The organism is Rhodoplanes sp. Z2-YC6860 (assembly GCF_001579845.1).
Taxonomy (GTDB): Bacteria; Pseudomonadota; Alphaproteobacteria; order Rhizobiales; family Xanthobacteraceae; genus Z2-YC6860.
Genome location: NZ_CP007440.1, coordinates 6882605 through 6899479, shown reverse-complemented (window position 1 = coordinate 6899479; position 16875 = coordinate 6882605). Strand labels below are relative to the sequence as shown.

General features: G+C 61.9%; 15 protein-coding genes and 1 tRNA gene. 11 read left to right on the top strand and 5 right to left on the bottom strand.

Annotation, left to right across the window (positions count from 1 at the left end):
- Positions 1-24: 24 nt before the first annotated feature.
- On the bottom strand, positions 25-1101 hold the full coding sequence (locus RHPLAN_RS32205) for an RluA family pseudouridine synthase (RefSeq protein WP_084246035.1): 1077 nt from the start codon (positions 1099-1101) through the stop codon (positions 25-27).
- An 11-nt stretch (positions 1102-1112) separates the two neighbouring features.
- Between RHPLAN_RS32205 and RHPLAN_RS32200 the strand changes: the two genes are divergently transcribed.
- The 4 genes from RHPLAN_RS32200 (at position 1113) to RHPLAN_RS32185 (ending at position 4932) form a co-directional block, all read left to right on the top strand.
- Positions 1113-1460, top strand: coding sequence for a hypothetical protein (locus RHPLAN_RS32200; RefSeq protein ID WP_068027298.1), 348 nt, complete (start codon positions 1113-1115; stop codon positions 1458-1460).
- An 86-nt stretch (positions 1461-1546) separates the two neighbouring features.
- A tRNA-Glu gene (locus RHPLAN_RS32195) sits at positions 1547-1622 on the top strand.
- A 301-nt stretch (positions 1623-1923) separates the two neighbouring features.
- Positions 1924-3111, top strand: a complete 1188-nt coding sequence (locus RHPLAN_RS32190) for a MalY/PatB family protein (protein WP_068027295.1) — start codon at positions 1924-1926, stop codon at positions 3109-3111.
- Positions 3112-3165: 54 nt separating this feature from the next.
- Positions 3166-4932, top strand: coding sequence for a thiamine pyrophosphate-requiring protein (locus tag RHPLAN_RS32185; RefSeq protein WP_068027292.1), 1767 nt, complete (start codon positions 3166-3168; stop codon positions 4930-4932).
- Between the two features lie 103 nt (positions 4933-5035).
- Here the strand turns inward: RHPLAN_RS32185 and RHPLAN_RS32180 are convergent, their stop codons facing one another.
- Positions 5036-5872 (bottom strand): sulfite exporter TauE/SafE family protein, encoded by an 837-nt coding sequence (locus RHPLAN_RS32180; RefSeq protein ID WP_237179952.1) that lies wholly within the window; start codon positions 5870-5872, stop codon positions 5036-5038.
- A gap of 107 nt (positions 5873-5979) precedes the next feature.
- On the opposite strand from RHPLAN_RS32180, the gene RHPLAN_RS32175 reads away from it, so the two are divergent.
- A complete protein-coding gene (locus RHPLAN_RS32175) occupies positions 5980-6933 on the top strand; it encodes a LysR family transcriptional regulator (RefSeq protein ID WP_068027288.1) in 954 nt (317 codons plus the stop codon).
- A gap of 261 nt (positions 6934-7194) precedes the next feature.
- A complete protein-coding gene (locus RHPLAN_RS32170) occupies positions 7195-7605 on the top strand; it encodes a hypothetical protein (RefSeq protein WP_198164597.1) in 411 nt (136 codons plus the stop codon).
- Positions 7606-7804: 199 nt separating this feature from the next.
- Here the strand turns inward: RHPLAN_RS32170 and RHPLAN_RS32165 are convergent, their stop codons facing one another.
- Positions 7805-8797, bottom strand: a complete 993-nt coding sequence (locus tag RHPLAN_RS32165) for a Bug family tripartite tricarboxylate transporter substrate binding protein (RefSeq protein ID WP_068027283.1) — start codon at positions 8795-8797, stop codon at positions 7805-7807.
- Positions 8798-8940: 143 nt separating this feature from the next.
- On the opposite strand from RHPLAN_RS32165, the gene RHPLAN_RS32160 reads away from it, so the two are divergent.
- A complete protein-coding gene (locus RHPLAN_RS32160; RefSeq protein ID WP_068027280.1) occupies positions 8941-10245 on the top strand; it encodes a RidA family protein in 1305 nt (434 codons plus the stop codon).
- Positions 10246-10365: 120 nt separating this feature from the next.
- On the opposite strand, the gene RHPLAN_RS32155 is transcribed toward RHPLAN_RS32160, so the two are convergent.
- Complete coding sequence (locus RHPLAN_RS32155; RefSeq protein ID WP_084246028.1) at positions 10366-11301, bottom strand: LysR family transcriptional regulator; 936 nt, start codon at positions 11299-11301, stop codon at positions 10366-10368.
- A gap of 77 nt (positions 11302-11378) precedes the next feature.
- Here RHPLAN_RS32155 and RHPLAN_RS32150 point away from each other — a divergent pair, with 77 nt between their 5' ends.
- The 4 genes from RHPLAN_RS32150 to RHPLAN_RS32135 are packed head-to-tail and all read left to right on the top strand — an operon-like array spanning position 11379 to position 15817.
- On the top strand, positions 11379-12353 hold the full coding sequence (locus RHPLAN_RS32150; RefSeq protein WP_068027275.1) for a Bug family tripartite tricarboxylate transporter substrate binding protein: 975 nt from the start codon (positions 11379-11381) through the stop codon (positions 12351-12353).
- A 54-nt stretch (positions 12354-12407) separates the two neighbouring features.
- Positions 12408-13283: an alpha/beta hydrolase gene (locus RHPLAN_RS32145; RefSeq protein ID WP_068027272.1), complete on the top strand. Its 876-nt coding sequence runs from the start codon at positions 12408-12410 to the stop codon at positions 13281-13283.
- A 2-nt stretch (positions 13284-13285) separates the two neighbouring features.
- Positions 13286-14437, top strand: a complete 1152-nt coding sequence (locus RHPLAN_RS32140) for an LLM class flavin-dependent oxidoreductase (RefSeq protein ID WP_068027269.1) — start codon at positions 13286-13288, stop codon at positions 14435-14437.
- A gap of 15 nt (positions 14438-14452) precedes the next feature.
- The gene (locus tag RHPLAN_RS32135; protein WP_068032168.1) at positions 14453-15817 is read left to right on the top strand and encodes an LLM class flavin-dependent oxidoreductase; all 1365 of its coding nucleotides are present in this window, start codon (positions 14453-14455) and stop codon (positions 15815-15817) included.
- Positions 15818-15853: 36 nt separating this feature from the next.
- On the opposite strand, the gene RHPLAN_RS38750 is transcribed toward RHPLAN_RS32135, so the two are convergent.
- On the bottom strand, positions 15854-16801 hold the full coding sequence (locus RHPLAN_RS38750; protein ID WP_084246024.1) for a LysR family transcriptional regulator: 948 nt from the start codon (positions 16799-16801) through the stop codon (positions 15854-15856).
- Positions 16802-16875: the final 74 nt, after the last annotated feature.

Here is a 16875-nt window from a genome sequence, read left to right as displayed (position 1 = left end):
CCAGGCAGCCTTTAGTCGCATCCTTCAACCCTTTGGCCGGGAAGGCCTTTTGGGCTTCTGGGGAGATGCGCTTGGAGCGGCGAGGCTGTCATGCAAACGGGCCAAGTCAACCGGCAGTTCCGAACGGAACTGCAGTTGCTGGCCTTTGGTCGGATGTTGGACTGCCAGGAGATAAGCATGGAGGGCCTGTCTTCCAAGACCCTCCAGGATTTGGCCCGCTTCGGCCGGTAACCGGGCCGTTTTCGTGCGGAATCCCGGGCCGTAGACCGGATCGCCCAGGAGCGGATGGCCGATATGGGCCATATGGACGCGGATCTGGTGGGTGCGGCCGGTTTCCAGCCGGCATTCGATCAGGCTCGCGACAGGCTTGCCGTCCTTGCCGGAGAATCGCTCCAGCACCCGCCAATGGGTGATCGACGGCCGGCCGTCGCCGCGAACCGCGATCTTGTCGCGGCTTCGGGGATGGCGTCCGAGCGGGGCGTCCACCGTGCCCTTCGGCTCTCGCGGCACGCCCCAGACAAACGCCAGGTAGGCGCGCTCCAGCGGGCCGGTGCGGCCGTGGTCGGCGAACTGCGCGGCCAGCGCCTGATGGGCGCGGTCGGTCTTGGCGACGACCATGACGCCGGTGGTGTCCTTGTCGAGCCGGTGCACGATGCCCGGCCGCTTCACGCCGCCGATGCCCGAGAGGCTTTCGCCGCAATGGGCGATCAGCGCATTGACCAGCGTCCCTGTGGCGTGCCCCGCCGCCGGATGCACCACGAGGCCGGCGGGCTTGTCGAGGACGATCATCTGGTCGTCCTCGAACACGATGTTGAGCGGGATGTCCTCCCCCGAGGGCTCGGCCTCCTCGGGCTCGGGCACATTCACCACGACCACGTCGCCCGCATTGACGCGATGGCTTGGATCAAGGATCGTGCGGCCGCCGATCGTCACCGCGCCTTCGAGGATCAGCGCCTTGAGCCGGGTGCGGGACAGTTCGCAGTGCTCGGACAGCACGCGGTCGATCCGGCCGCCGGCGGCCCCGCCGGTGACTTCGATCGTAAGCTCCGTGTCCGGCCCTTCCGAGCCGGGCTCCGTTTCCTGGTAATCCTGCGACGACATTGAAGCCCAATATGGTGACGCCCGATCATAACGCCGACGACGACAAGCCGCTCACCCCCGAGCAGCAAAAGATCGTCGCCAAGGCGCGCTGGCTGATGCTGATGTCGGGCTTTGCGACGTTCCTCGGCATCGCCGTGGTGATCGGCGTGGTCGGCTACCGCATGTTCCGGAGCGGCGGCGACGCCGCGCCCCGCGAGGTGACGGCGCTGCTGCCCAAGGGCGCCAAGGTGGTCCAGACCGCGGTGAGCGACGACCGGATCTTGGTGACGGTCGAGCTCGGCGGCTCCGTGGAGATCAGGGCCTTCGACATCAAGACCATGCAGCCGACCGGGCGGCTGCGCTTCGCCACCGAGCCCTGAGGCGGCTTTTAACGCAAGCCGTTGGGCCGCAATTCGAATGCTTGCTTCAACGCGGGATCGAGGCTATCTGAACGGCCTTGCCCAAGGCTCCCTTCGTCTAGCGGTCTAGGACGCGGCCCTCTCAAGGCTGAAACACCGGTTCGATTCCGGTAGGGAGCGCCAATGATTTCAATAGTTTATCTCTCGGGCGAAAAAGCCGGCTAATATCCGTCAAATATCCATCTGCGCGCTTCGGCGAACGGCCGATGGCGAACGGAGCTTCTCTTCTAAAATCGGCATGCGCGATCGCCCGGCGACCTGCTCGCCGGGCGCGCTGGAGGCTTGCCTGAAAAATTCCGCGACGGTGCTGAGCGACGCTTTGGAAGCGGCTCTATCCTGCACCTTGCGTTAAGAGTCGGTTGTAGCGCTCCGCGTATCTGGAATGGACCTGTGCGCGCCACCCTGGATTGGAAGTTGTCACCTCATGTTTGATTTTGACCGCATCATTGAGCGCCGCGGCACTCACTCCTCAAAATGGGATCAGATTGCCCGTCTGTCGGGCATCGAGGCGCCGGATGCCATCCCGATGTGGGTTGCAGACATGGATTTCGCCGCGCCGCCGGGCGTGACAGAGGCCATGAAGGCGGAGGTCGATCGCGCCGTTCACGGCTATTACGCAGACACCGGAAGCTGGGCGGCCGCGCTGGTGGATTGGATGGCTCGCCGTCACGGGCTGACGCTCAATCCGAGTTGGGTCAGCCCGACACCGGGAATTGTTTCAGGGCTCGGTCTCATCCTGCAAGCGGTCACCGCGCCCGGCGATGAGGTCGTGGTTTTTCCGCCCGCTTATCATGCGTTTCGCAAGATCATCCTTGCCAACGAGCGGCGCATTCTCGACGTGCCGCTTGTCGAGATCGAGGGCCGTTATTCGATGGACCTCGACCTGCTGCGCGACAAGGTCACGACTCGCACGAAGGTCGTGTTCTTCTGCAGTCCGCACAATCCAGGCGGCACCGCGTGGTCCGCGGACGAGACGCGAGCGCTGGCATCCTTTTGCGCGGACCGCGATTTGATTCTGGTCTCCGACGAAATTCACTGCGATCTCGTGTTCGCCGGCGCCAAGCATATTCCGACAATGTCGGCCGCGCCTGAGATCGCCGACCGTTTGATCACGTGCGTTGCCGCAACAAAAACCTTCAATCTCGCCGGCGCCCATGTCGGCGCCTGCATCGTTTCAAATCCGGCGTTGAAGAAACGGCTGGACGCGCGCATCGCGGCAAGCGGGCTCGGTTCCTACAACGCATTTGGAATGGCGGCGACCGAGGCCGCCTGGCGAACCGGAGCAGCATGGCTCGATGCGCTGATGCCGTACCTCGCCGGGAATCGCGATATTTTCGACAAGCGAATTGAAGCCGCTGTGCCTGGCGCACGATCGATGCATCTCGACGGCACATACCTCGCGTGGGTCGATTTTTCCGGGACAGGCCTGCCGCCCGAAGACGTTGCGGACAGGGTCGCGACAGGAGCACGGATATTTGCAAGCCCCGGCTCTCAATTCGGGCCTGGTGGAGAGCGATGGCTTCGCTTCAACTTTGCGACGCCGCGACCGATTCTTGACGACGCCATGACGCGGTTAGAGGCGGCATTTCAGGATTTGCGGGCTGGGCGGTAAGTCATCGATTGGATTGATCGCAACGGCGTCCGGTCAGAGGCGGAGGATAAACCCATGAATTACACCGGCGACCGCCGCAACCAAAGCCGCGAGTGGGTGAATATCCCCGTTGCGGACAATGGCGAGGCCATCGTCGCCGCGATGACCGAGGCGGGCGTGGAGTTCGTGTTCTTCACATCCGGCTCCGAGATCGGCTTCTATCAGGAAGCGATCGCCAAGGCCGAGGCTCAGGGCCGCAAGGCGCCGAAGCTGATCTCCGTGACGCATGAACATGTGAACCTCAACGCTGCGCTCGGCTGCGCTGCGGTCAGCGGCAAGCCGGTCGCGACGGCGGCCCACGTCGACTGCGGAACCCAGCACTATGGCGGCGCAGTCCACACGGCCTGGCATGCAGGACTGCCGGTGCTGATCACCGCCGGAATTCCGCCGACTGCGTATCCAGGCAGCATGATCGGCGCGCGCGAGCCGGAGGGGCACCTCTGGCTGCAACAAACGTTCGACCAGAACGGCATCGTGCGGCAATACACCAAATGGGATCACCTGCTGAAATTCCAGGACAATCCCGGCTTGACCGTCTCACGCGCCCTGCAGGTCGCTTGCACCGAGCCGCGCGGGCCAGTTTATCTCAGCATTCCGCGCGAAGTGTCGCTTGCGAAGGCGGACAACGCACGCTTCCCCACCTTGGATCAGCTCGGCGTGGGGCGTCCGGCGGCGCCGGAGCCGGACGGCGTTCGTGAGCTCGCAGCGCGGCTCGTGAAAGCGGACAATCCCATCGTTGTGGTGTCCCGCTCGGGCCGCGATCCGGCGACTGTGCCTGCGCTTGTCCGCTTCTGCGAACTCATGGGATTGCCGGTCGCGCAGTCGGCCAAACGTTCGTACCACTGCTTCCCGTTCACCCACCCGCTCTATCAGGGGAGCGTCAGCCTTAAGGATGCCGACGTGGTGCTCGTGCTCGACGTCGACATCCCCTGGATGATCGGACCGAATGCGCCGTCGGACGATGCGTTCGTTGCCATGGTCGATGTCGAGCCGTCCAAGCGCCGCATCCCGATCATGGAATTCACCGCCGACCTGCGGCTCACCGCCGATACGTTGCTGACGCTCGAGGCGCTGGAATCGGAGGTTCGCGCCATCAGCTCGGCAGCCGACCGCGAACGCTTTGCCGCCCGTGCCAAGCGCTGGAGCGAGACGTCCGAAAGGCGCCGCCGGGCGCTCGCTGACAACGCAAAGGCTGCGGCGGGCAACACGCCGATCGACGTACGCTGGCTCTCGTACCAGATCGGACAGGCGCTCGAGGATGACTGGGTCGTGTTCGACGACACGATCGGCATCAGTCAGGTTCACGATTATCTTCAATGCGCCCGGCCGAACTCCTATTTCTGCAATCCTGCCAGCAGCGGCGGATGGGCGCCGGGTGCAGCATTCGGCGCCAAGCTCGCGGCCCGCGATCGCAACGTCGTCGCGATCACCGGAGACGGCTTCTACATGTTCGCCCCGGGAATCCATTCGCTGTGGTCGGCTGCGCAATACAAGGCTCCGTACCTCACCATCGTCTACCAGAACCGCAGCTATTCGACCGGAACGCTTCGCGTGTCGCGCAGCTATCCGGATGGCTTTGCTGCCAAAGCCGGCTACCACGGCGGCTACTTCGAGCCGCCGATTGATTTTGCGGCTGAAGCCCGATCAGCGGGCGCATACGGAGAAAACGTGACGGATCCCAAAGAAGTCGGACCAGCACTGCAACGCGGCATGAAAAGCGTCCGAGAGGGAACGTCGGCGGTCATTTCGGTGTGGTTGCCGCGGCTGTTACAGGCGGACTGAGGCGTGTACTCGTAAACTCCTGATGTCCGCTCTGCCTCCAACAACAAGTGCTCGGCCTTCGAACGGTGCGAAATAGGTTGTTCAGATCGCTGGCTCGAATCGGTCAGCTTCCGGCCGAGTAAATATGGCGGCAGATCATGCTTGCGCCGAGGGCAAGAAGGCCGATCAGCACGAAGCGACGGAAAGTGTCAGCTGACAAGCGAGAGCGCAGTGCCTTGCCCATTGCCATACCAACGAACGAAGCGGCTAGACCGACCACCGCCGGCGCTGCGACGGCACTGGTGAGGCCCTTGTTCATGCCCAAGCCAAGGCCCAGTGCTATCGACGAGACGAATGCTGAAATCGCAAGCGCCTGTACCAGTTCGTCCTTTGAGAGGCCGATCGCCTGAATGTAGGGCACCGCAGGTACGACGAAAATTCCAGTCGCCCCATTGATGATACCAGTGGTCAGCCCAACCACGGCGCCCACGATCGGTTCAGAGCGTGGCGCTACCTTGAACCCTATGCCGCTCAAGGCAGTGATCGAATAGACGATCAGGATGGCGCCGAGTAACGCGCCCGTCAGCCGGACATCCACTTTCGTGAGAATTCCGACAGCCGCCAAGGTGCCGAAAATGGTGCACACCAGCACCGGCCACAGCCGTAGCAATAGCGCTTTCAGCGCGGGGCCGTCCCAGATTTGCCACGCGTTGGTCGCCAACGCGGGCACGATCAGAATGGCCGCAGCTTGCCCCGGAGGCATGAGGGCGCCCAGCAGTCCCATTGAGATGGTCGGCAGGCCGAGCCCGATTGCGCCCTTGACCAGGCCGGCGAGAGCAAAGACCAGAGCGACGATCGTCACTTCACCGAGGTTCATCGCGTTGCCGACACCAAAGTTGCGGTTTTGATCTTTTCCATTCTGCCCCCTCTGCGGCGACCCACAGGTCGAACTCTTCGCCAATTTGCAGGTCTGCGCGCCTTTGCGGCACGGGTGGAAGGTGGGTCGATTTGCTATAGATGAATAGTTCTATTTTTCTCTATCTCGATAGAATTTTTGGATATCAGAAGATGCAACGCGCAGAGCACGTCAGCCGCAGGCTCAAGCTGCGCCAGCTCGAAGTCCTCATCGCCGTGGGGCAGTCGGGCAACATGGCGAAGGCCGCCCGACAATTGGCCATCACGCAGCCCGTTGTATCAAAGACGATCGCGGACTTGGAGCAAACGCTCGGCATGCGCCTGTTCGATCGTGATCGTCGTGGGGTGGCTTTGACGCCCTACGGCCAGGCGCTTCTCAAGCGCAGTGTCGCAGTTTTCAATGATCTTCAGACGGGCATTACGGAGCTCGATCTGATGGCCGACCCGACCGCCGGCGAACTGCGGATCGGAAGCAGCGACGCCGTCGCGTCAGGCATGGTCGGCGCCATTATCGACAGGCTCAGCCAGCGACACCCGCGGCTGATCTTCGAGGTGACGCTGGGAGGCGGCTTGACGGACTTGCAGCACCGCGAATTGCAGTCGCGCGGCCTCGATTTGATCATCGGCCGGCTTCCCGTCGTTGTTCCCGACGATCTCGAAGCGAATATCCTGTACCAGGAGCACACGCTGCTGGTAACCGCGCGGCAAAGCCACCTGGTCCGCGGCCGCAGGGTGCGATTGAGTCAGTTGGTCGACAGGCCCTGGTGTTTGCCGCCGCTCGACAGCCATCCCTGGAATTTGATAGCCGAGGCCTTTCGGGGCGAAGGTCTCGACTTGCCGCGGCAAATCGTAACGACCCGTTCGATTCAAGTGCTGAACAGTCTCATTGCGACAGGGCGCTACCTCTCATTTCTGCCCGGCAATGTCTTGCACTATTGCCGAGAGAACCTTTCGCTCAAGGCCTGGTCGACGGACGTGTCCATTCCGACGTATCCGGTCGGAATTCTCACTTTGAAGAACCGGACGATAAATCCCGCGACAACGCTGTTCATCGAGAGCGCGCGGGAAATCGTCAAGCCACTCGGGAAGGGCCTGAAGCAAACGTAGTTTATGACGCGGTGCTTGATGAGGCGGGGCGAGGCGGCCGGGCCGCGTCAGCGGTTATGCCCCACCGACTCTATGTATTGCAGCATCGTAAGACGCTCTGGGCGAGTTCGCTATGGGTCCAATAGCGGCATCAGGCCATTTCATTCGATCAAGGAGTTTGCCCGGTGAAATTTCGGCTGGTTTTCTGGCAGAGCGCTTTTGACTCTTTGGCGGCATGCTAGATTTGCGGGCGTCGGATAAATCGCTGGACGGAGCCCAACCATGAGAGTCTTGTTGAGAATTGTGCTCGCAGCCGCTCTCGTGCAACTTGCTCCCGCCTTCGCCCGGGCGAAGGAAGCCGTCGCCTCTCCTGCAGTGCAGAAGGAATTCGCTGGCTTCATTGAGAAATTTCGTGCGGCGCTGAAGGCCAACGATTCCGCCGCCGTCGCCGGCATGACCCGGCTGCCGTTCATGAACGACGACTCTGCTCGCGACGCTGCCCAATTCCGCGAGAAGATTTATAAGCCCGAATTCACGGCGAAAATCCGCGCGTGTATCCAGGGCGGGAAAGCCATCTATGCCCGCGATGGCTACAAAAATGACTCTTACTCCATCTTCTGCGGCCAGAGCATCTTCGTCTTCACCAAGATGCCTGCGGGGTTCCTTTTTACGGACATCAGCGTGAATGACTGATCAGGCGGCCATTCTGTCCGCCGACGCCGCGCCCGTGATGGTTGCCGGCGTCACGTCCGCTTAATGTCTTTCGGGTTCCTATATCCGCTTTGGGCCAAAAGGCGACATGTACAGCCCAAAAAAGAATGTCCGCTTCCCCTCCGATAACAACATCGTTTTTATGAGTACACGTCCTAAGTTTTCGAAGCAGACCGCGCGTCTATTGCTTCTGTGGCGCGATCTTCAGTCCCGTCAGTGCTGCCAGCTCTCCCTGCCGCGCGATCTCGTCGCGAAAGAACTTTTCGAACTTCTCGGGCGTGTTGTCGGCGGCCGGCGGCGGCGCCATGCCGAGCACCGCCATGGGCTTCTTGAACGTATCGGTCTGCAACACTTCGTTGAGGCGCTTGTTGAGATAGGCGACGATCGGTTTCGGTGTCTTGGCTGGCGCCCCGAGCCCGACGAAGCCGCGGATATCGATGTCGAAGCCCGCTTCGATCAAGGTCGGAACGTCCGGCCAGGCGTCCATGCGCTTGGGGCCGGCGATCGCAAGCGCCCGCAGCTTGCCGCCGTCTACCAGCGCCTTGCCCTGCGAGAAGTACGTGAAGGTGCCTTGGATCGCGCTGGTCGCAACGGCGGTCGCAGCCTCGCCCGAACCGCGATAATGCACCGCCTGGATCTTGGTCCCCGCGACGGCATTGAATCGCATCAGCGTCGCGTATGGCGATGACGCCGGACCGGCCGTTGCGAAGTTGTACTTCGACGGATTGGCCTTGGCGTCAGCGACCAGTTCGGCGATCGTCTTGATCGGCAGCGTGGCGTCGATCGTCAGGATCAGCGGCGGCCCGTCGACAATCCAGCCGATATTCGCAAAGTCGTCCATCGGATGATAGGGCAGCGGCATGAAATGGATGCTCTGCGCATCGCCGATCGAGTTGGCATACAGCGTGTAGCCGTCCGGCGTGGCGCGCGCGACGTAGGCTGCGCCGATCGTGCCGGAGGCACCGGTGCGGTTTTCGATGACGATCGGCTGACCGATCTTTTCCTGCAGCAGGGACGCAGCAAGGCGCACGGGCACGTCAGTCAGGCCGCCGGCCGGGAACGGCACCACCACGGTGATGGTGCGGTTCGGATAGTTGTCCGCCTGAGCCCAGGCGGTGCATGTCGCGGCAAGACAAGCCGCGATCCAGCTCAGCCATCGCAATGCAAACTTCATCGGTTCGCCGCGCCTGCAATTCAGCTCTGCAATAGTGTGTTGAACGCGCGCCGGAGTCAAAGTCCGCCCCATCTTCCCCCGGCGCGGCGGCGATGCGATGCTGCCGGCAACAAACAAGGATAGGGACGGCAAGGAAGGGCGGAATGACCAACAAAAATGCAGAACCGTTGCTCCCCGTCGAACTCGGCGCCGGCAAGGTGAAGTTCGCACGGGGCATGAAGGCCGGCCGGTGGGTGTTCGCCACCGGCGTCATGGCCCAGGATTTCAAGAACGGCATCGCGCCGGACGTGCTGGCCGAGGACGCCCCGCATGCCGGCTTGCCCAAGCGCGAGAAGGAAGCGCTGCGCATCTGGGAAAACATCGACGCGGTTCTGCGCGCGGGCGGCTCCGACCGCAACAACCTGGTGCGCACCGACCAGTACTATGCGACGGTCAAGGCCGTGCCTGCCTATCAGCACGTGCGGCGCGAATTCCTCGCAGGCAAGGTCGCGCCATCGACCTCCGTCACGCAGCAGGGCTTGCTGCTGCCAGGCGCCGACATGAATATCCAGGCGCTCGGGATCATCCCGGGTCCCGGATTCGAGATCGCCCATGTCAAGGACGAGCGTCTCGCCTCCCGGCCAACCGCAGGCTGGCCTGCGGCGCTGACCGTGGGCGACTTCATCTTCGTGCCCGGCCTCACAGCGAGCGCAAAAGATGACGAGCCGCATCGCAACGGCGTGGCCAAGGCCGCATTGCTGGCCGATGGCCAGCAATGGGCCGGTCAGCCGATCAAGGTGGAGACCGAGTTCATCATCAGGCAGCGGATCATGCCCTCGCTCGCGCTGGCCGGCGCCACCATCGACGACATCATCCATGCCCAGGTCTATCTGACCAACCCGGAAGATTACTCAGCCTTCAATGAAACCTGGTGCCGGCACTTCGCAAAAACGCGGCCGTCGGTGTCGATCATCCCCATCGCGCCGCATGGGCTCGCGTCCTATGACGGCACGATCGAGATCAACGTGCTGGCGGCGAAGCCGGGCAGCGCCGCGCAGAAGCGACACGTCGACGCCGGCGTTCCGATGGCATTCCGTCACCAGCCGCAAGCCGTGAAGGCCGGCGACCTCCTGTTCATGCCGGCGCAGATGGCGATCGACAGCAACGGCGGCCTGATCGCGGCGGCAAAAGACGCGCGACAACCGCGCTTCGGCTCGCGCGCGCAAGTCCAGGCCGAGCACATCATCGACAACATCGAGAAGCTCTGTCGAGCCGCCGGCACGTCGCTCGATAACATCGTGCGCGTGCTGCAATTCCACACCGACCTCGACGAATTCTATCCGATCTATCAGGTCTGGGAGCGCCGCCTCGGCGGCCGGCCGCTGCCGTTCTCCGCCGTGGAGGTGCAAGCGCCGTTGCCGGTTCCGGGTGCGACCGTGATGATCGAAGCCTGGGCCTACGCGCCATAATCCACGAGCCGTCAGACTCACGCGGCGTGTTTGTCAGCGAGCACAGCATGTGCGCTGATGCCGCCGCATCCTGTGTTCTCAGGGCGGATGGACGACATCTAAGCCTGCACGGTGGTTCGGTCAGATTGCGCGGCCGGCTTCCCTTACTTTCGCACGCAACCAATGATGGGCCGGGTCATCGTGATTTCGCTCGTGCCAGACCATGGAGACCGTGAAGGGGCGGGCCTCCGCTGGAATATCGAAGATTTTTACAGGAAGAATGTCGACGTGCTGCTTTGCGACACTTTCCGGTAGCGTGACAAGCATGTCGGAGAAGGCGACGCAGTGCGGTGCGGCGAGATAGCTTGGGATCGCCATCCGTACTTTTCGCTTAAGCCCCTTCTCGGCCAGAATTTGATCGATCGGTCCGGCAACCCAACCGCCACGCGGCGCGACGAGGACATGATCGGCTTCGGCGTAGTCTTTCAGTGTAAGCTTCGTACGGATCTTGGGATGCTTTTGGCGGACCAGCACAACATGTTTCTCGGAAAATAGCTTCATCGCCTTGAAGCTTGGTGGTGGCTGGACAACGATGAAGCTGATCATCAAGTCCGTATCGCCGGTCCGCAGCCTTTCGTAGTCCGTCTCCGGGCCCACGGAGCTGATGTCGAATCGGATCTTCGGCGCGTCTTTCGAAAGGATGCGAGCCAGCTGCGGCGCGACTCGGGTGAGGGCGTGATCGGTCACCATGATCCGAAATGAACGTCTGGAAGTCTGCGCGCTGAATGGCGTTTGAAGGCGGATGACGTCTTCGATCTGTCCCAGGGCTGTTCGGATTGGCGCCTCGAGCGCTTTGGCCTTGGCCGTCGGCAGCATGCCTTGCTGTGTGCGAACAAACAACGGATCGCCCAATTGGTGGCGCAAACGCGCCAGCGCACTGCTTGCGGCGGGCTGGCTGAGGCCCACTCTCCTGGCCGCTTTGGTGACGCTTTGCTCGTCCAGGAGCGCCTTGAAAACTGCCAGAAGATTGAGGTCGAGCGGCCCGCCGTCCATATTTGTTTCCAAAATAAGCGACATTCATACCATCTATTATGAACCACCGCGGGCGAGGTCTACTAGGGAGGTGCCGGCCGAACGCGCCAGGGAAAAACGCGATGAACCTGAAAGTCTCGCTGGGGGCTGTGCTTATCCTGACTGCAGGCCTTGCGAGCGCTGCGAATGCGGACTGGGCTCCCAGCAAGCCGCTCACCATCGTGGTGCCCTTTTCAGCCGGTGGCGTTAACGACATCGTCACGCGCGCAATCGCAACGCGGCTGTCGCCGTTGATAGGCCGGCCTGTGATCGTGGAGAACCGAACCGGCGCTGCCGGTGTGCTCGCGATGAGTTCGGTGGCCAAGTCAGCACCGGATGGCACAACCCTGATCATGGGCTGCTCGGCGTGCCTCACGATCAATCCGCACCTTCCAGCGACGACAATGCCGATCGATCCGCTGACAGCGTTCGAGCCGGTCACATTCGTCGCACGCTCTCCGCTCTTGCTCGTGGCGAATCCGAAACTGCCCGTCGAGTCGCTGACCGATCTGGTTCGGTTGGCAAAGGCGCAACCCGGGAAGCTCTCCTACGGCACGATCGGCGCCGGCAGCATCACGCACCTTGCGGCAGCACTCCTGGAGTCCTCCGCCGGCATCAAAATGCTGAACGTTCCGTACCGCGGCAGCGGCGGAGGTGCCCTGACCGATGCGATCGGCGGGCAAGTCGACGTTCTGTTTGATGCTCCGGAGACGGCGGGCGTTCAGGTCAAAGCGGGTAACCTGCGTCTTCTGGGAGTGACGGGTGATAAGCGTATGCCGGCGTGGCCGGACACTCCCACCATCGGCGAGAGTTACCCAGGCTACAAGGTCGAACTCTGGTTTGCTCTGCTCGCTCCGGTGGAAACTCCGCCCGACGCCGTCGCCTACTTCAATCGTCACGTTCGCAAGATTCTGGCGGATCCGGATTTTCAGACGCCGTTTCGCGAGCGTGGTCTTGAGACGATCGGTTCGACCCCAGCCGAGCTTCATCAAATCATGAAGAGCGATTCCGAAAAATGGAAACGCGTCATTCGTGATGCAAACATCGCCATCAAGTAAGGCGCCTGCTGGCCCGCAAGGGCGGACCATGCGCTGACACGCAAAGGCCGGGACATGCAGCCACGTTCGCACGACTACAAAGACTACAAGACCGTCCGCTCGCCGGAGCTGTTCAAGGTCAGTTGGGAGCCGTTCTACCGCGAGTCCCTTGCGCGCACCGATGCGCTGCTCTCTCGCTATCGACACGAGCTCGATGTGCCCTACGGAAGCAGTATCTTCCAGACGCTCGACGTATATCTGCCAGAGACGGTCAACGCCGAGACGCCTTGTTTTGTCTTCTTGCATGGCGGCGCGTTCCGCGAGGGGCATCCTCGTCAATATGGCTTCGTCGGCAAGCCGTATCTCGAACGCGGTATCGCGTTCATCAGCGCCGGTTATCGGCTTGCGCCCGAGGCTTTCTATCCCGACCACGTGCAGGACGTCGCGGCGCTCTCGAGCTGGCTGCACGCCCGTCTGCCAAAATACGGGCTCGATAGCCGCCGGTTGGTCATGTCCGGACATTCGTCGGGGGCGCTGATGATAGCCTTGGCTGCCGTCCGCACCGATTGGCAGAAGACGGCGGGTGTACCCGAAGGCATCCTCGACACCGTGGTCCTCGCTGGCGCCAACTACGATCATCGGCCCGAGTTTGCGGAGAACCTCGTCCGCGATCTCGCGCGCCGCGAGGAAGGCACAGTCATCTGCAATCTGCAGAGAGTGCCTCGGCGTGCCATCATCGTGTTCGGCGTCGATGAACAGAACACGGGAGACGGTCGAAGGTTCGAGCGCTCGGGCCGGCCGCTCGGTGCAGCTCTGGAGGAACGTGGAACCGCGGTCGAGATTTTCGCGCTGGACGCGCACCATCAGGGCACCTGCGAGGCCTTGTGCCAGGAAGGTCCCGTTCTGCAGTCGGTTGTTGCGGCGCTTCGCGATACGTCCAAGCGGACCTAGCCATGTCGATCTCCGGCAATCCGGTGTTCGGCCCGAACAAGCTCAAGCTTGGTTTGTTCGGTCTAAACGGCAAGGGGTCGGCCCACACGACCGTGCCAGAAGCATACCGCCCGACGTGGCAGGCTGCGTTGTCGGCGTCACGCCTCGCGGACGATGCCGGATTCGAGGCGATCGTCGCCTATGCCCGTTGGAAGGGATACATCGCCGGAAAACCCGAGCACGCCAGCGGTGTGATCCTGGATCCCTTTACGTTCTGTGCCGGCATCGCGCAGGCCACGCGGCACGCCGCCGTCTTCGCCACCAGTCATGCGCCCACCATCCATCCGCTGGTTGCCGCGAAGCAATGCGCGACCATCGACATTATTTCGAACGGACGCCTCGCACTGAACGTCGTGGCCGGCTGGAACAGGCCCGAACTTGAAATGTTCGGCGCGCCCTTCCGCGAGCACGAGGCGCGCTATCAGCACCTGGCCGAATGGCTCACGGTGGTCGAGAGGCTCTGGTCGGAATCCGGCGAGATCGACTTCCGAGGCGAGTTCTTCGCGATTTCGAAAGGCATGTCGCAGCCGAAGCCGATTCAACAACCTCGGCCGCCCATCATGAGCGCAGGAGGATCGGAGGTCGGACGCCGATTTGCCTGCGAGCGAGCCGACCTTTGCTTCATCCTCCTGCACCGGGACAATCCCGAGGCCTGGGCCGCGCAGATCGCTCAATACAAGAAATTCGCCTGGGATGAATTCGGCCGGAAGGTGCAAGTCTGGACGCTGGCACCTGTCGTCCAACGGGACACAGATGCAGAGGCGGAGGCCTATCGCGATCACTACGCAGTCGAGAATGCCGACCGGGAGAGCGTCGAGGCCTGGATTTCGGGACATCAAGGAACCGCCAAGGGCATGTCCGATGAGGCGCGCCGATCCCTCAGTCGGCATTTCGCCGCAGGCGGCGGCGGATACCAATTGATCGGGTCTGCCGACACGCTTTCCGGGCGGCTGGCCTGTCTCTCGGACGCCGGTCTGGACGGCATCCTATTCACTTGGGTCGACTTTGAGGACGGACTGAAGCGCTTTACTCGGGATGTGCTGCCGCAGTTGGAGAAGCGTGGCCTGCGCCGGCCCGCGATCGAAGATCAGGCCGTGCTGTCCAGGGCCAGCTGACGGGATGTGGCACTCATGATGAGTCTGCTGACCATACCCAGCCCCGTCGGCGGCGCCGTAGGAGCCTGGCGTCATCCGGACGCATGGCAGAACACGGTGCTGGATCTGAAGCGCATGATCGAGCTCGCTCAAATCGCCGAGCGTGGAAAGTTCGACGCGATCTTCCTCGCGGACGGCAACGGCGTACGTCAGCTCGACGATCCCGAAATGTTGGCGGCTACGTCCCCATCCGATCGTCCCGCGGTGTTCGAGCCGACGACGCTCCTGTCTGCTCTATCCATGTGCACGGAACACATAGGCCTGGTCGCTACCGCCACCACCACCTACGAAGAGCCCTATTTGGTCGCCCGTCGCTTCGCGTCGCTCGATCACCTCAGTGCCGGGCGCGCAGGTTGGAATGTCGTGACGACTTCGGACCCTCAGGATGCCTTGAACTTCAGCTACGTCGAGCACGTGGATCGCACCAAGCGTTACGCGCGCGCTGTCGAATTTGTCGATGTCGTAAAAGGTCTGTGGGACAGCTGGGCTTCCGATGCATTCATACAGGACCGGGAGATGGGGCGCTTTCTCGATCCCGCCCGCATGCATGTTCTGAATCACAAGGGCGAACATTTCTCCGTGCGGGGCCCGCTGAATATCACGCGTGGGCCGCAAGGGCATCCTGTGGTGTTTACAGCGGGGCAGTCGGAGGCCGGGCTCGAACTCGCCGCGAAATCCGCCGATTGCGTGTTCGCCATCGCGGCGGATCAGAAGCAGGCGCAATCGCTTTCATCCGATCTACGGGGGCGGATGGCCAAGTATGGGCGCGCCGCCGAACACTTGAAGATCATTCCATCGGCGACGGTTGTCGTAGCGACGACCGCAGAGGAGGCGGAGGCGTTCTATCACGAACTCAGCACGCTGATCCCGCCAGCCGTCGGGGTTCGCTACTTGTCGAAGGCAGTGGCTCACGATCTCACGGGCTACGACTTGGATGGTCCGTTTCCCGAGTTGGACAAGACGGAAGTCCTTGGCTTCAACAGCATGCGGGTGGCGATAGGCACCATGGCCCGCGAGCAGGGGCTTACTGTCCGTCAAACCTATGAGCGGGTCGTTCCGGCTCGAGGACTTCTGACGTTCCGGGGCGACCCTGTTCAGGTCGCCGATCAGATGGAGTCTTGGTATGCGAACGGCGCCTGCGACGGATTCATGGTGAGCGCGCCAATGATTCCGCGGAGTCTGAACAATTTCGTGGACTTGGTCGTGCCGGAGCTGCAACGTCGGGGTCTGTTTCGTCGGGAATACGAAAGCGAAACGCTCCGCGGCAACATGGGACTGCCGATCCCGGCGAATCAATTCTTTCCGAAAAACGACAGCGGTCGGATGCGACCGTTGGCGTAGGCAGCAGATACGCGGGCGCAGACGAAAACCTTTTTATCAATTGCCTGAAGCTGCGTGCAGGAACGTGCTGCGGACTTTGCGGCCATCGGCTGCCCGGCCGAGGGTTTCAGCCAATGTCTGAAGAAATGCGTCGACCAGAGGTGCGCGCGCATGATCGCGGCGTTGAACAATACCGACCGCGCGCGCGATTCCAGGATTTGTAATCACTGCCGTCTTCAGCAACGGATTGCTGAGCATCGAAATTGCCATGGATGGAAGTATCGTTATTCCCAGCCCGGCTTCCACCATTCCGCTTAGCGTAAAATGGTTCCTGACCTCGAAGGCGGGCTCAAAAGCCATTCCACGTTTCGCAAACGCCTGTTCGAGAACGGCACGAACGTTTGTGCCGGGCTGCAGGGTCAGCAATGGGTATTTGACGAGCTCGCTGAGGCGCACGCTGGGTGCATGACTGAGCGGATGACGGTGCGGAAAAACAGCAACGAAACGATCGTGTGTTATTAGCTGGAATTGGAGGTCGCCTGCGCGCTCGGAAAGCGGTCCGATCCCAATGTCGGCTGTGCCGTCTGCCACTCGCCGCAGCAGTATCGGTGCGGGATCATCAAACACCTGAACTTTGATTCCCGGATACCGCTGACAATACGTCGCCAGCACCTTTGGCAAGACGTGACAGGCGATTGTCGTAATGCAAGTCACAACGATGCGGCCGCGTTGCAATTTGGCTTGATCCTGCAACTCGACGACGCCTGCCTCGAATTCTTCGATCATTCGTCTGGCGCGAACGAGAAAGCGCTCACCGTCGGACGTCAGGCGCAAGCTTCGAGTTGTGCGGTGGAACAGCGGGACGCCCAACGTTTCTTCCAGGTCCCGAATATGTGCACTCAACGCAGGCTGCGACAAATGCAGATGCTCGGATGCTCTGCGAAAGCTGCCATGCGCGGCAACGGCAGCAAAGCTTCGGATTTTGCTGAACGAGGGATAGATCACGATATCTGATCAATAGTTTTGATATTACGCATTGTACGCTCAATCGCTTCGTTGTCCAATTGAGCCCCGGTCCC

Bases quoted from the DNA above. Each gene is read 5' to 3' on its own strand.
- RHPLAN_RS32175 (WP_068027288.1), top strand. From the start codon at position 5,980: ATGCAACGCGCAGAGCACGTCAGCCGCAGGCTCAAGCTGCGCCAGCTC.
- RHPLAN_RS32205 (WP_084246035.1), bottom strand. From the start codon at position 1,101: ATGTCGTCGCAGGATTACCAGGAAACGGAGCCCGGCTCGGAAGGGCCG.
- RHPLAN_RS32135 (WP_068032168.1), top strand. From the start codon at position 14,453: ATGATGAGTCTGCTGACCATACCCAGCCCCGTCGGCGGCGCCGTAGGA.
- RHPLAN_RS32145 (WP_068027272.1), top strand. From the start codon at position 12,408: ATGCAGCCACGTTCGCACGACTACAAAGACTACAAGACCGTCCGCTCG.
- RHPLAN_RS32160 (WP_068027280.1), top strand. From the start codon at position 8,941: ATGACCAACAAAAATGCAGAACCGTTGCTCCCCGTCGAACTCGGCGCC.
- RHPLAN_RS32140 (WP_068027269.1), top strand. From the start codon at position 13,286: ATGTCGATCTCCGGCAATCCGGTGTTCGGCCCGAACAAGCTCAAGCTT.
- RHPLAN_RS32165 (WP_068027283.1), bottom strand. From the start codon at position 8,797: ATGAAGTTTGCATTGCGATGGCTGAGCTGGATCGCGGCTTGTCTTGCC.
- RHPLAN_RS32155 (WP_084246028.1), bottom strand. From the start codon at position 11,301: ATGTCGCTTATTTTGGAAACAAATATGGACGGCGGGCCGCTCGACCTC.
- RHPLAN_RS32170 (WP_198164597.1), top strand. From the start codon at position 7,195: ATGAGAGTCTTGTTGAGAATTGTGCTCGCAGCCGCTCTCGTGCAACTT.
- RHPLAN_RS32150 (WP_068027275.1), top strand. From the start codon at position 11,379: ATGAACCTGAAAGTCTCGCTGGGGGCTGTGCTTATCCTGACTGCAGGC.
- RHPLAN_RS32190 (WP_068027295.1), top strand. From the start codon at position 1,924: ATGTTTGATTTTGACCGCATCATTGAGCGCCGCGGCACTCACTCCTCA.
- RHPLAN_RS32200 (WP_068027298.1), top strand. From the start codon at position 1,113: ATGGTGACGCCCGATCATAACGCCGACGACGACAAGCCGCTCACCCCC.
- RHPLAN_RS32185 (WP_068027292.1), top strand. From the start codon at position 3,166: ATGAATTACACCGGCGACCGCCGCAACCAAAGCCGCGAGTGGGTGAAT.